Genomic DNA, 14,489 nt, shown 5'->3' on the forward strand with positions numbered 1-14,489 from the left:
TCAAATATGGCTAAATTGAGAACATCAAGGGAACATTAAGTTAATATCCACAGGGCAGTGGAAGCAGATGTCGGGAGAAGTGCGATCAGGTGGCCTGTAAGCCGGGTTCTGTGTCGCTTTTTCCAAAATGGAAAAAACGCGACGACCATTCATCTGCGACATGCCTTGCGACATGCCTGGTGCGACCTACCCGGATGGCATGCGGAGACGCATGTGTGGCCGAAGCCACGGCCCATCCCTATTCGGTCTTGCTCCAGGTGGGGCTTGCCTAGCCCCCTTCCTTGCGGTCGGGGCGGTGCGCTCTTACCGCACCGTTTCACCCTTACCGGACGCGCGCGCCCGGCGGTCTTTCTCTGCTGCGCTTTCCCTGGGGTCACCCCCGCCGGGCGTTACCCGGCACCTTGTCTCCGTGGAGCCCGGACTTTCCTCGGTGCCGCCTTTTCAAGCCTGACACCGCGGCCGCCCAGCCACCTGATCGGGGATGTATGTGGTTGAAGTGGGGGGTGGGGTCAAGCGGTGGGGGATGCGGGGGTGGGCATGCTGTCCCAAGGTCCACACGGCCTCGAACCTCATCCTATGTGATGGCAGCGATCACAAGCGCCACAATCAGCGCAAGAAAAAGAACGGCAGTCACCTTCCAAATAAGACGATTGGTCGTCCTGCTCCCGAATTTGACCCGGGAAAGATTGGTGAGAATTTTCTCCCGATTGATCGTGAAATTGAGCAATCCCAGAAACAGGAGCGTGATCAGGATGCCTACGAAAATACCCACTCGGATTCCGCCATCCAGGCCCATCTCCAGGCCCGTAACATCGGCGAATTGAAAGGCGACAAAATACCAGGCAGGTGCCGCGAAAAGGACCAATAGCCGCAAGGTCAGAAACCAATCGATGGTCTTGTTCATTTCACGCCCCAGATGCCGCGCGCACCCCGTCGCCGAAACTGTAACACCAGGGAAGACACGCGAATACCCACGATTTGCCTGCAAGCATCTCCCCCTCAAATCCCACGCTGCGCTCCAAATTCTCCCGCCCTCGCCGGGCAGAGCCATCCCTAAAATCCTTGCCAAGCAAGGGCGCCAGACTGGTTTTCAGGGCAGGTTGTGGCCGGCCGAGGGCCATTTCCTCCAATAGATCCGGCCACATTTTTCCCCGCGATGGGCGGCGCTCCTCCAGGGGAAGATGGTGTGCTCGGTGTTGGAGCGGTGCGCAATCGTCGGCTTATCCATCACCAAAGTCACAATACATCGTCATCCCAGCGCAGGCTGGGACCCAGATTCACGCGCCACGATCTGATTGATTTAGCGCCAGTTTTCCATCCGTCCCGCGCTACGAACTGGGTTCCAGCCTGCGCTGGAATGACGATTTATTGAGCCAACTTCTATTTCGGCGCCCAGCCTATCCGGCCCGCTCCACCAGCGCACACCCCGCCTCAGCCAGCCTGTCCCAGGGGAATTTCTCGCCGGGGTCCTGTTTGCGGCCCGGAGCGATATCGGAATGGCCGACGACGCCCTCGGGGCCAATCCCATGGCGTCCCATGATGTCGTGCACCAGTTCGATCACGGCGGCGATCTGGATGGCGGGGTAATCGGGCAGGCCGTAATCATGGCCGCCATTGACGATCTCGACCCCGATCGAGGCGGAATTGATATCGGTCTCGCCGTGCCAGACGCTGACGCCGGCATGCCAGGCGCGCTTTTCCTCATCGACCAGCGCGAAGATGCGGCCATCCTCCTCGACCATGTAATGGGCGCTGACTTCAGCCGCCGGATCGCGCAGTCGCGCCAGCGCCGCCGGGCCGCTCTCCATGCCGGTATAGTGCAGCACGATCAGCGAGATCGGCAATTTGCGGGTGTTGAAATTGGGCGATGGGGCAGCGATCAGCATTACAATACCTTCTCCCGCGCCAGACCGGCCTCGGGCAGGGCACGGTTGGGCCGCAGGGCGATGATGCCAACCCCGAGCAGGGCCAGACCGCCGCCAACGAACAAGCGCCAGCCATAGGGGTCGCCGGTGATGGCGATGCCGGATATGACGCCAATCAGGGGCGCCAGCAGGGTGATCGGTGCAATCATGGTCGCATCATAGCGCTGCAGCATTTTGTAGAACACACCATGGCCGAACACATTCACCAGCAGAACCGTGAACATGACCGTCAGCGCGAAGGCCCAGCCACCGGCCATGCTCCTGGAAATCTGATCCTGCTCGAACACCAGCGACAAAACCAGCAAAGGCGGCCAGGAAATCATCCCGATCCAGGCCTGCATCCGCATCGAATCCAGCGGCATGCGCTTGACCAGAATCATCCCCAGCGCACCGGTGAAGGCGGCGCCGACCCCGAGCAGCAGGCCGAAGGAGAGGCCGCCTATTCCCGGGCGTGCGACGACCAGGATGATGCCGGCGAAGGCGATGATGATGCCAGTGATGCGCGGCAGGCCAAGCCTTTCCTTCAGCATCACCACAGAGAGCAGGGTCGCGAATGGCACGCCCATCTGCAGCGTGATCGCCATGCCCGAGGGCGTCGCCCATTGCAGACCAAGGAACATCAGCGAGTATTGCAGCGCGCCCATCGACAGCGCGATCCCGACCATCGCTTTCATATCGCCGGGTCGCGGCCTCAACCAGGGTGACAGCACCGCCGCCAGCAATGCGAAGCGGATGAAGGCGAAAAACAAAGGCGGTGAGCCTTCGAATCCAGGCACCCATCCCGGTGAGCCCGTGATCGAGAATTTCGCGACAACAAAATTGACACCCCAGACGGCACAAACGGCGATCAGGGCGAGGAGATCACGTAAACGCATATCGCTTCATGGACCGGCCCGGCCAGCCACACAAGCGGGCCGGCGTATAGACCGTATGCACGTTTGATGTCAGTGCGTTGCGAAGTGGGCATCAAGAAAGGCGAGGAAGTTTTCCCAATCGGCCGGCTGGACGCCGTGAAGGCCCGGGCGCATCGCGACAGCGAGATCGGCCGCCGGATCGAAATCGCCCAGACCGGCCTGGGTCAGACCGGCTGAGCCGTACAGGCGGTAGATCGAACTGGCACCCTCGGCCGCGCGGAAGCTCGATTGCGGATCAGACCATTGATCGCGCCAGGCGCCGCCGATCAGCAAGGGCCGCGGTGCCATCAGGGCGATCAGTTGATGCTGGTCAATCGGGATATCGGTGGGATGGCTGGCATAGGCGGCATAGGCCGGCACAAACCAGTGCGGATAATCTTCGGTGATGGCTGAAACCGGCTCACCGACGCCGGTGCGGGTCAGGGCTGTACCGCCGGTGCCGGCCTGGTGGGCGATCACCAGATCGATGCGTGGATCGAGCGCACCGGCGAGCAGCGCCGCCTTGCCATTGCGTGAATGGCCCCAGACCGCTGTGCGGGCATTGTCGAAGCGATCATCGCTGTCGAGCACGTCGACGGCGCGCGAATAGACCCAGGCCCATGCCCCGATGGCACCGCTGGGCTGGCCGGGCACCAGTGCCGCCAGCCGCTCGGCGGCGCCACTCGCATCATCCGGCACGAAATCGCCGGGATAGATCAGGGCGATGGCATAGCCGTGCGACAGGATTTCCGTGAGCGGCGGTTCCATGATGTAACGCCCGAAAATCGTCCGCGTCGGCAGGCCCTGGAGGCCGGTATCGCAGTCTGGAGCATAAGCCGTCGTGGGCGCGGCGATATCGAGCCGTCCGCCGAGCGCGGTGCGGTTGCCGCAGAACATTTGCAGGATAATCGTCGGGAAAGGGGCGCCGCCGTGATTGGGCAGGATCACCACCAGATGGGTCTCAGAGCCCGACAGGTCGAGCGTGTATTGCTCGATCCGGCCAAGCCCGTCGAACGCCTGCGCTTCGATGACATCATGCGACAGGATCCGAGCCGGCTCAGGGGCTGGCAGTGCGCCATAAATGTGGTCGAGAAATTCCTGCTGCAGATCAGCCCGTCCAGCCTCCCAGCTGACCCGGTCGAAACCGGCCAGAGAGGGTGAGGCCGCCGCGGCATCCAGTTGCTCAGGGACTCTGGGCAGGGCCTTGTTGACACAGCCGGCCAGCAATAAGAGCGGCACCGCGATCAGCGGCACAATCAGAGTTCGGAATCGCATACGCATCCCCTCGACTGGCGCTCAGGCCAGCAGATCCCGCATGATCTGCGGATCAATATAATGTGAGAAAATCGGTTTCAGGAGCCGAGACCATCAACGGTCCAGCCTTCGGGACCACGGGTCGCAACCAGGATTTCAGGGCCGCCGCGCGAACGCCGTCCACGCACCTTGATCCACAGCCAGTAGACGCCAAAGGTGACCAGGCCGGCACCGGCAATGACGAGGAAGACAGCGGTCAGCATGACCGCGAGGAAGACCATCGCGCCAATGAAGGCCAGGGCGATGATCGCCGCCAGAACATCGCGTACGATCCGGCCTGCGCCGGTCGCGAAGAATGCGGACTGGGTGTGAGCTGTTTCGGTCATGATCCTCTATCCATCTCTGCCCCTCACCCCAATGTTGGCATTTCAGACGCCAAGGTCAATTGGCAGTGCGGACATTTAGTCCACGCTCTTCAAGAATCTTGCCATAAGCCGAGTTGATTACTGCCATTTTTTCATTGGCGAAGCGCTGGGTTTCGAGCGGCGCACCGCGCGCCATCATCCGGTCCGGATGGTTTTGCGACGCGATTCGACGATAGGCGCGCTTGAGATCAGCGTCGGAGATGTCGGCCTCTATGCCCAGAATGATATAGGGATCATTATCGGACGCGCCGAGATGGGCCGTGCTGATACGGCGAAACTCCAATGGCGAGAAGCCGAAGATTTCCGCCACCCGGTCGAGATAGTCCAGCTCGTCAGACGTCACAGCGCCATCGGCCTTGGCTACATGAAACAGACCGTCGAGCACATCTTCCAGGATCGCGGGATTGGCACGGAAGCGCCGCGCCAGACGCCGGGCATAGCCGTCAAAGCCGAGCGTCGTCTGCATCGCCAGCTCGAAAGCCCGGTCCAGCGCCGCGCGTCCCTCGGGTGGCGGCCGGAAGACTTCATAGAAGGCCTTGATCTCGCTTCGGGTCACAACGCCGTCGGCCTTGGCCATTTTGGCACCGAGCCCGATCAGCGCCATCGCGAATTCGGCATCCCCGACCCGGCGCTCAGGCACGGACTCAAGCTGGCCGTCGCAACCATCGCAGTCGAGGAAACTGTCCCGCCCCTGCAGACGGTCCGCCAATTTGTGCCAAAAACGCATGCGTGAATTATCCCTCGCACCGTCATATAGGGAATGTGCCGTGTTCAGGCGATATCAGGACGGGCAGATTGCTGGTGTTTTGGCAGCTTATCCATTCGCGGCGATCCAGACCATGCTAAACCTCGCTCATAATGGCGTGAGCATGCGGTGATTTGACGGGAGTTATCATGTCAGACTGGGAATTCTGGATCGACCGTGGCGGCACCTTCACCGATGTGATCGGCCGCGCCCCCGATGGCCAGCTCCACCCGCTCAAACTGCTCTCGGAAAGCCCCGACTATCCCGACGCCGCCAGCGAAGGCGTGCGCCGCCTCGCCGCTGGCGCTGCGGTCGGCTCGGTCAAGATGGGCACCACTGTCGCCACCAATGCCCTGCTGGAACGCAAGGGCGCCAAGACGCTGTTTCTGGTCACGCGCGGCTTTGCCGATCTGCTGATCATTGGCGACCAGACCCGCCCGGACATCTTCGCCCTCGACATCCAGCGCCCGGCCCCGCTGCACGCCCGTGTCGTCGAGATCGATGAACGCATCGATGCCACCGGCACCGTGCTGACCCCGCTCGACGACGCCCCCGTGCGCGAGGCGCTCGCCGCCGCCAAGCAGGACGGCTTCACCTCGGTCGCGATCACGCTGATGCATGCCTATGGCAATGACGCCCACGAGATCGCGCTGGAAAGCCTCGCCCGCGAGGCCGGGTTCAAGACCGTGATCCGCTCGAGCATTGCCAGCCCGCTGGTCAAGATCGTGCCACGCGCTTCAACCACGGTGCTTGATGCTTACCTCACCCCGGTGCTGCGCGATTATGTCGACCGCGTTGATGCCGGGCTGGAGGGCACGCCGCTCTATTTCATGCAGTCCTCGGGCGGGCTGGCGCCTGCGGCCGGATTTCACGCCCGCGACGCGGTTCTGTCCGGGCCGGCCGGCGGTGTCGTCGGCATGGCCAAGACAGCGCTGGCGGCCGGTCATCCCAAAGTGATCGGCTTCGACATGGGCGGCACCTCGACCGATGTCTCGCGCTTTGATGGCGAGACCTTCGAGCGAGTCCAGGAAACCCTGGTCGCCGGACACCGCCTGCGCGCGCCGATGATGGCCGTCCACACGGTCGCCGCCGGCGGCGGCTCCCTGCTCACCTTCGACGGCGAACGCGCCCGCGTCGGCCCCGAGAGCGCCAGCGCCATGCCCGGCCCGGCCGGCTATGGCCGCGGCGGACCGGCGGCCGTCACCGATGCCAATATCGTGCTCGGCCGGGTGCAGGCCGAGTGGTTCCCGCTCGTCTTCGGCACCGACGGTGCCTCGCCGCTCGATGTCGCCGCCAGCCGCGCCGCGCTGCAGACACTGGCCGATGCGATGCAGCTCGACAGCCCGGAAGCCGCCGCCGAGGGCTTCCTCGCCGTCGCCGTCGAGAGCATGGCCCAGGCGATCAAGCAGATCTCCATCGGCCAGGGCGTCAACCCGTCGGCCTATGCGCTGGCCGCCTTTGGCGGTGCCGGGGCGCAACACGCCTGCAAGGTCGCCGATGCGCTCGGCATGACCTCTGTCCTGATCCACCCCTATGCCGGATTGCTCTCGGCGCTGGGCATCGGCCTCGCCGAAATCCGCCAGACCAAGCTGGCCGCTGTCGAGCAGGACTTCAAAACCGGGCTGGAAACCGCCCACGCCCTCGCCGCCGATCTCGCCGCAGACGTCATCGCCCGCCTTACCGCCGAAGGATTCGCCAGCGATCAGGTCCGCACCCGCACCGAATGGCGCTTGCGCGTGCAGGGCTCCGACACCAGCCTGCCCGTCGCCGTCGACGAGCCCGAGGCGATGGAGGCCAATTTCGCCGCCGCCCATAAACGCCTGTTCGGCTTTGCGCCCGATGCCGCTCTGGTGATTGAATCCGTGATGGTCGAGGCCGAGGCTGACCCGCCCGGCGCGGGGGGCTGGTCCATCGCGATGAGCGAGGAGACGGCAGCGCCGCAAGCCATCGCCTCCGTGAAAGTCTTCGATCGCGGTGCCTGGCGCGAGACGCCGCTCTACCGGCTCGACCAGTTTGGTGCTGGCGCTGAAGCAATGGGCCCGGCCCTGGTGATGGATCCCAATTCCACAATTGTCATCGATGCCGGCTGGTCCGCGACCCGCCTGCCCGATGGCACGCTGAAACTGACCCGCACCGAAGCCCTCGCCGCCGAGACCGCCGACACCGCCCTCGACCCGATCCGGCTGGAACTCTTCAACAAGCGCTTCATGAGCGTCGCCGAGCAAATGGGCCTGGCGCTCGAACGCACCGCCCACTCGGTCAATATCAAGGAGAGGCTGGATTTCTCCTGCGCCGTGTTTGACGCGGATGGCGGGCTCGTTGCCAACGCCCCGCACATGCCGGTCCATCTCGGCTCGATGTCGGCCAGCGTCCGCGCCGCCGCCGACGCGCATCCCGATCTCAAGGCCGGCGATGCCGTCGCCGTCAACGCGCCCTATGATGGCGGCACCCATCTGCCCGACATCACGCTGGTCACCCCCGTCCATGACGAGGCCACCGGCGAGCGCATCTTCTACGTCGCCTCGCGCGGTCACCATGCCGATGTCGGCGGTATCGCGCCGGGCTCCATGCCGCCCTTCTCGACCTCGATCGAGCAAGAGGGCGTGCAATTTCGCAATATCAAGATCATGTCCGGCGGCAAATTCCTCGAAGCCGAGACCCGCGCCGTGCTCGCCTCCAAGCCCTGGCCGGCCCGCAATCCGGACCAGAATATCGCCGACCTCAAAGCCCAGCTCGCCGCCTGCGCCAAGGGCGCCGACGAGCTGCGCCGGCTGGTCGATGATAACGGGCTCGATGTCGTCAAAGCCTATATGGGCCATGTCCAGGACAATGCCGAACGCGCCGTGCGCCGCGTGATCGATGCGCTGAGCGATGGCGAGCACAGCGTCAAGCTCGATGACGGGGCCGAGATCCGCGTCGCGATCCGGGTCAACCGGGCGCAGCGTTCCGCCGTGGTCGACTTCACCGGCACATCGCCCCAGCGCCCGAGCAATTTCAACGCGCCCTCATCGGTGGCGCGGGCGGCCGTCCTCTATGTCTTCCGCTGCCTGGTCGGCGATGCCATCCCGCTCAATGAGGGCTGTCTGAAACCGCTCGAACTGATCATCCCGGAAGGCAGCCTGCTCAACCCGAAACCGCCCGCCGCGGTGGTCGCCGGCAATGTCGAGACCAGCCAGCTGATCGTCGACGCGCTATTCGGCGCCACTGGCCGTCTCGCGGCCAGCCAAGGCTCGATGAACAACCTCACCTTCGGCAATGACCGCCACCAGTATTACGAGACGATTTGCGGCGGGGCCGGTGCCGGCATCGGTCATGACGGCCATGGCTTTGCCGGCCTCTCCGCCGTGCACACCCACATGACCAATTCGCGCATGACCGACCCGGAAGTGCTCGAACGGCGCTTCCCGGTCCAGCTCCTGTGCCACACCATCCGGCCCCACTCCGGCGGCACCGGCAAATTCCCCGGTGGCGATGGCTCGATCCGGCGCCTACGCTTCCTGGAAGCGATGGAGGTCGCGCTGCTCTCCTCACGGCGCAAGGAAGCGCCCTTCGGTCTGGATGGCGGCGGCGAGGCCGCACGCGGCGAGCAGAGCGTCACCCGCGCGGGCGGGGAAGCGGAAGCCTTGCCTGGTCTGTTCCGGATTGATGTCGAGCCGGGGGATAGTGTTGAGGTCAAGACGCCGGGTGGCGGGGGGTATGGGAAGGGCTAAAATAAATTTGAATAGATAAAGCTGGCACATTCACCAATTGACGAGCCGCAGGCCTTGTCATCCCGCCCACAAACAACTTGTGCGGGATTTGTTCACAGATAAATTGGTGATTGTCCCTGCTTTTTGGAGAACAATTCTCCGTGGGCCGACATCTGACGTTTGCCAAACAGACGGGGATTAAATGTTGAAACTGCTACTTGTGCTCCCTTTGGTCGTGTTGTTGATGTGTTGCAAATCAGAACACGACTTCGTGGAATTTGACGTTGTCAATACTTCGTTGATTCGAGCGCTCGATTCAGGCGATCTGTCTGAAGCTGATCGCGCGATCGATGCTGGAGCCGACCTTAATTATGCAGGAAACGACGGAATAACACCTGCAATCTGGTATTTAAGGCTGAATCACGGGGCTTCGGTCGAGGTTCTGGAGTATGCGCTTGCGAACGGTGCCAACCCCAATCTGCAATCCGATGCTGGCTATTCATTGATGTATTTTGCGGCGGAAAGGGCGGATCCTGAACTTCTGGCCGTCCTCATTGAAGCTGGGGGTGATGTGAATTTGCCCAATCCGAGCAATCATCTCGACAGCTTCCCGATTTTTAACGTCCTGGGGTCGAGCAACCTGAACAAGCTCCCGGCACTTACTTTCATGATTGAGCAAGGGGCCAACTTGCGCGCGCGCAGCGGTGGAGGGCGCACCCCTCTCATGCGAGCAATCGCCTTCGGCCAGTATGATCTGGCACTCGAGATTGTTCGGGCCGAACCACTAAGCCGGTGCGACGTGAGAATTTCGGAGAATGGAACGTCGACAGTTGACGGCTTGATCAACGCTCGCGCGATTTCACCATTGTCTCGGCAGATCCCATTTCGAGCGCGGGTCTTGGAGCTTATTGCAGAGGTCGAATGTCCCAAGGCGGGTTGAGACCTAGAAACAAATGGTGCCAAGCACCCATTTCCTCCAGCCAAGCATCCATAGGATTGATCGAACTTCCAACCCCGCCCCCAGCCCGCGCCGGCCAAAGCCCTCCCCGAAATCCTTGCCAGGCAGAGCGCCAGACTGGACTTGTCTCGTCAAGGGTCATGACCGCGCAGCGGCGCTTCGCGCCCTTGACGAGACAAGTCCAGTCCGGCCGGATCCCGGCATGGTTTTCAGGGCGGGGTCTGGCCGCTCGGGCCATTTTTTTTGAATAAAATCAAAAAACTATTTCCCTGGCATTCGCTCCTCCGGGGTAAGGTGATGTGCGGTTTGGGGTGTGTATCCGCGCCTTTTCCATCACCAAACGCACAAACAAGCGTCATTCCAGCGCAGGCTGGAACCCAGATTCACACGCCATCGTGAATCCCATAAGCGCCAACCCATCAGAGCCTTACGCTCTATGAGCTGGGTTCCAGCCTGCGCTGGAATGACGCTTTGTGGTGGTTTGTCGGGGAACTTATCTCCCTCCACAAAAAATGTTGGCCGGCACCTACAGGGTCGATTGAGGTTCCACCCCCGGGCCCCGCGCTTATCCGCCCCCCGCCCGGCCGGGCTATACTCCTCCCAACACCGCTCTTTGACATCGTTGGCCCGAACAGAAACCCCGCCGGACGGGGTCCGCTCATCCGGCATCAGGGCGCGGCCCGCTTCGCCATAGTCATTGTAGTAGTAGCAGCCCGCTCCAAACCGATTCCAATTTTGGCAATCAGGACGCGGTGTCCGCCGCCGGCTTCGATGCCACCGCCTTTTTCCGCCGCACCGTCTTGCGGGCGATCGGGCGGACATGGTCTTCGATATATTCCACGATCATGCCGGCGACATCCTTGCCCGATGTGCGCTCAACGCCCTCCAGGCCGGGCGAGGAATTGACCTCCAGGATTTTCGGCCCCACCGAGGATCGCAGCAAATCCACACCGGCGACCGCGAGGCCGAGCGCCTTGGCGGCCCGCAGCGCGGAGAGGCGTTCGTCCTTGCTCACCTTGGCCTTGGTCGCCGAACCGCCGCGATGCAAATTGGAGCGAAACTCGCCCGGCGCGCCCTGACGCATCATCGTCGCGACCACCTTGCCGCCGACGATGAAGCAACGGATATCGGCGCCATCGGCTTCCTTGACGAATTCCTGGACGATGAAATTGGCCTCGAGGCCGCGAAAGGCATCGATCACCGATTCCGCCGCCTTCTTGGTCTCGGCCAACACGACGCCGCGCCCTTGCGTGCTCTGCAACAGCTTGACCACCAGCGGGGCGCCGCCGACATGGTCGATCAGGTTCTGGGTGTCCTTGGGCGAATGGGCAAAGGCCGTCACCGGCATCGCAATGCCCTCACGCGCCAGCACCTGGTGCGCATACAGCTTGTCGCGCGAGGCCCCGATCGCTTCGGGCGCATTGAGGCAATAGGCCCCCATCATGTTGAACTGGCGCAGCACCGCCATGCCATAACCGGTCATGCTGGCCCCGATGCGCGGAATGATCGCGTCATAGGCCGGCAGCGGCTTGCCATCATAATACACCCGCGGATCAGCGGCATCGAGCGCCAGGGTGCAGCGCGCCGTATTGATCATCTCGACGACATGGCCGCGCGTCTCGGCGGCATCCTTCAGCCGCTGCGAGGAATAATTATTCGGCTCGCGCGTCAGGATCGCGACGCGCAAGGGCCGCTTGACGGGGCGGCGGCGCGGAAAATCCTTGTAGAGCTCGTAGGATAGCGACCCTTGGGCGCAGGACTGGCCCGGATTGACCACCATATCCTCGCCAATCGCCTGACGCCCGAGCAGCATGCGATAGGTCATGGATTCGCGATTGGTCAGGGTGAGCTCAACCGGCCAGGTCCGGTCACCAATCTTCATCGGCGTCTCGATCACCCAGCGCAATTCACGCTCGCCATTCGACGACGTCACCTCACGCCGGTCGACCGCAGAAGCGGAACAGACGACCTCGATCTCCGGCTTGTCGGGCACCGGGTGCATGATGAAACGCACCTGCGGCTTGTCGAGCGGCCCGAAGGGCTCAACCGAGACCGCATGCAAAGCCGATGTCCGCGCCCCGGTATCCACCTTGGCCCGCACCGCCGGCAGCCCCAGCTTGGGAAACGCCGCCCATTCTTCCCAACCGAGCTGGAATGTCTTGTCCATTGGTCTCTCAATGATATCCGCGAAATGCCCGGTCGTCTTAGCAGAATGGCGGAGGGAGCCAAGCGCCAACGGGACATGCTTCTGCCCGAACGGGCAGGTGCGTGTTCCGTGTGCTATTCGCTGGGAACCGCCACCCAGATCTTCATCGTCAACTGCCCGCTCGGCTCGTCGGGATGCAGCGAGGTCTGGTGCGCCAGTTTGAGGCCGGCACCTTCGATCCAGGCTTGCATCTCCTCATCGGAGAAGCCGAGGCGGCGGTGATAATGGTCCTCGCGCAGGGTTTCCAGCTGGTGCGGCGCGAAGTCGACGATCAGGAGATGGCCACCGGGTTTGAGCAGGCGGCCGCATTCGGCGACAGCGCCGGCCGGGTCGTCGAGATAGTGGAGAACCTGGTGCACGGTGACCAGGTCGGCGGCGCCATTCTCGAACGGCAAGGCGCCGACATCGGCATGGCGCACCGAACAATTGGTCAGGCCGGCATTGGCCAGGTTGAGGCGGGCGACATTGAGCATGGAGTGATTGATATCGACGCCAATGCCCCGCTTGACCCGGTCGGCGAAGAGTTCAAGCACGCGGCCCGTGCCGACCCCGACATCGATCATCAGATCGAACGGACCCGGTCCGGCCAGTTTGCGCATCGCCGCCTCGACCTCGGCATCGGCCAAGTGCAGGCGGCGGATCCGGTCCCAATCCTCGGCGACGCTCTCGAAATAGGTCTGCGCCGCCAGGGCGCGTGCCTGTTTGATCGATTCAAGCCGGGCGATATCGCGCGTCAGAACCGGGTCATCATCGGGTAAAAGCTCACCGAGGATTTCCGCCACGCGGCGGCCACCGCCCGACTCAGTCAGGCGATAAAAGACATAGGCGCCCTCCGGCAGACGTTCGGCCAGGCGTGCATCGCTCAACAGTTTGAGATGGCGGCTGACGCGTGGCTGGCTCTGACCGAGCACATGCACCAGTTCCGACACGGTCAATTCGCCGCGCGACAAGAGCGAGACCACCCTCAGCCGGGTCGGTTCGGCGATCGCCTTAAGCTGTGTGACCAGTGCATCCATGAAATTCTTGCCTGTAAGTGCGGAATGTCCCTTGCTTTTATCTGCATCGCGAGGAAGTTCAAAGGCAGCATGTCGCCGACCCCCTGGAGCGCAATGTGAAACGCCGCGAGATCATCATTATCGGTGCCGGGCTGGCCGGAGTTTGCGCCGCCTGGACACTCGCCCGCAACGGCCATTCAGTGACAGTGCTCGACGCCTTGGCCGGGCCGGCGCTGGAGACCAGTTTCGCCAATGCCGGCGCACTGACCCCGTCTGAGCCGGAGCCGTGGAATCAGCCCGGCGTCGCCGGGCAATTGATCGCCTCGCTGTTTGACCCCAAGGCGGCGATGAAATTGCGTCTGGCGCCCCTGCCCGGCCTGATAGGCTGGGGCCTGCGCTTCCTGCGCAATTCGACCCATGCGCGCCATGCCGCGGCGAGCCAGGCCAATTTTGGCCTCTCGCGCTACAGCCTCGCCGCGACCCAGGCCGTGCGCGATGAACTCGGGCTCAAATTCGACAATCTCAAACGCGGCACGCTGAAGATCTGTCGCAGCCAAGCCGGCATCGAGGCTTCGATCCTCGCCGCCGACAAGCTGGTGCCGCTGGGCCTCAATTACCGCGTCCTCGACCGCGCCGCGACGCTGGAGTTGGAACCGCAACTCGCCGCCATCGCCGATCAGATTGCCGGCTCGATCCATTATCCCGACGATGAGTCCGGCGATGCCCACCGCTTTACCGCCGGTCTGGCCGCCGCGGCAGAGGCGGCCGGGGTGAGCTTCGAATGGAATACGCGCGTCACCGAACTGATGGAGCGCGGCGGGCAGGTGATCGGCGTGCGCACCGAGACCGAGGAGATCGAGGCCGACACCATCATCATCGCCGCCGGGCATACCGCCTGGAGGCTCATGAAACCGCTGGGCCTGCATCTGCCGGTGCGGCCGGTAAAGGGCTATTCCCTCACTCTCGACATGACCGGTCTCAATGCCCGTCCCGGCGTGCCGGTGTTTGATGAGGCCCTGCATGCCATCGTCACGCCGATGGGCGACCGTCTACGGATCGCCGGCACAGCCGAGATCGCCGGCAATGACAAACAATTGCGGCCCGAGCGAGTGGAAAATCTCAAATCCCTGGTGCGCGCCCTCTATCCTGAATTTGCCGACCAATTGCTGGCCGGCGAGATCAACGCCTGGACCGGTTTTAGGCCAATGAGCGCCGATGGCCGCCCCTTCATCGGCGAAACCCGCGCCAAGGGCCTGTGGCTGACCACCGGCCACGGTCATCTCGGCTGGACCCAGGCAATGGGCTCAGCCGGACTGCTCGCCGCCCTGATTGATCACGAAACGCCGCCCGTCGATCCGGCGCCGTTTGCGGCGAACCGGATCTGATACAAAAAGGCCCG

At 63.0% G+C, this 14,489-nt stretch carries 11 protein-coding genes and 1 other RNA gene; 3 read left to right on the forward strand and 9 right to left on the reverse strand.

Annotated features, from left to right (window positions below; genetic code table 11):
- Window positions 1–81 precede the first annotated feature (81 nt).
- The 7 genes from rnpB to AAC029_RS14405 all read right to left on the reverse strand — a co-directional run bounded on the left by rnpB (window position 82) and on the right by AAC029_RS14405 (window position 5,224).
- Window positions 82–475, reverse strand: an RNA gene (rnpB, locus tag AAC029_RS14375) — RNase P RNA component class A.
- A gap of 99 nt (window positions 476–574) precedes the next feature.
- The gene (locus AAC029_RS14380) at window positions 575–904 is read right to left on the reverse strand and encodes a hypothetical protein (protein ID WP_339749180.1); all 330 of its coding nucleotides are present in this window, start codon (window positions 902–904) and stop codon (window positions 575–577) included.
- A 493-nt stretch (window positions 905–1,397) separates the two neighbouring features.
- Window positions 1,398–1,886 carry an N-acetylmuramoyl-L-alanine amidase gene (locus AAC029_RS14385; protein WP_339749182.1) on the reverse strand — a complete coding sequence of 163 codons (489 nt, stop codon included), beginning with the start codon at window positions 1,884–1,886 and terminating at the stop codon, window positions 1,398–1,400.
- Window positions 1,886–2,800, reverse strand: a complete 915-nt coding sequence (locus tag AAC029_RS14390; protein WP_339749185.1) for an EamA family transporter — start codon at window positions 2,798–2,800, stop codon at window positions 1,886–1,888. The genes AAC029_RS14385 and AAC029_RS14390 overlap by 1 nt, the downstream gene beginning before the upstream one ends.
- A gap of 69 nt (window positions 2,801–2,869) precedes the next feature.
- Window positions 2,870–4,093, reverse strand: coding sequence for a hypothetical protein (locus AAC029_RS14395; RefSeq protein WP_339749187.1), 1,224 nt, complete (start codon window positions 4,091–4,093; stop codon window positions 2,870–2,872).
- A gap of 77 nt (window positions 4,094–4,170) precedes the next feature.
- Window positions 4,171–4,458, reverse strand: coding sequence for a hypothetical protein (locus tag AAC029_RS14400; RefSeq protein WP_339749189.1), 288 nt, complete (start codon window positions 4,456–4,458; stop codon window positions 4,171–4,173).
- A 55-nt stretch (window positions 4,459–4,513) separates the two neighbouring features.
- Window positions 4,514–5,224 carry a molecular chaperone DjiA gene (locus AAC029_RS14405; protein ID WP_339749193.1) on the reverse strand — a complete coding sequence of 237 codons (711 nt, stop codon included), beginning with the start codon at window positions 5,222–5,224 and terminating at the stop codon, window positions 4,514–4,516.
- Between the two features lie 167 nt (window positions 5,225–5,391).
- On the opposite strand from AAC029_RS14405, the gene AAC029_RS14410 reads away from it, so the two are divergent.
- Window positions 5,392–8,952: a hydantoinase B/oxoprolinase family protein gene (locus AAC029_RS14410; protein ID WP_339749195.1), complete on the forward strand. Its 3,561-nt coding sequence runs from the start codon at window positions 5,392–5,394 to the stop codon at window positions 8,950–8,952.
- Window positions 8,953–9,133: 181 nt separating this feature from the next.
- Window positions 9,134–9,871: an ankyrin repeat domain-containing protein gene (locus tag AAC029_RS14415; RefSeq protein ID WP_339749197.1), complete on the forward strand. Its 738-nt coding sequence runs from the start codon at window positions 9,134–9,136 to the stop codon at window positions 9,869–9,871.
- A 760-nt stretch (window positions 9,872–10,631) separates the two neighbouring features.
- Here the strand turns inward: AAC029_RS14415 and rimK are convergent.
- Together rimK and AAC029_RS14425 are read right to left on the reverse strand one after the other, a co-directional pair.
- Window positions 10,632–12,056: a 30S ribosomal protein S6--L-glutamate ligase gene (rimK, locus tag AAC029_RS14420; protein ID WP_339749199.1), complete on the reverse strand. Its 1,425-nt coding sequence runs from the start codon at window positions 12,054–12,056 to the stop codon at window positions 10,632–10,634.
- Window positions 12,057–12,169: 113 nt separating this feature from the next.
- Window positions 12,170–13,111, reverse strand: a complete 942-nt coding sequence (locus tag AAC029_RS14425) for a metalloregulator ArsR/SmtB family transcription factor (protein WP_339749201.1) — start codon at window positions 13,109–13,111, stop codon at window positions 12,170–12,172.
- Between the two features lie 95 nt (window positions 13,112–13,206).
- Between AAC029_RS14425 and AAC029_RS14430 the strand changes: the two genes are divergently transcribed.
- Window positions 13,207–14,475, forward strand: a complete 1,269-nt coding sequence (locus AAC029_RS14430; protein WP_339749203.1) for a D-amino acid dehydrogenase — start codon at window positions 13,207–13,209, stop codon at window positions 14,473–14,475.
- Window positions 14,476–14,489 lie beyond the last annotated feature (14 nt).

The sequence above is a fragment of the uncultured Maricaulis sp. genome (assembly GCF_963975345.1).
Taxonomy (GTDB): domain Bacteria; phylum Pseudomonadota; class Alphaproteobacteria; order Caulobacterales; family Maricaulaceae; genus Maricaulis.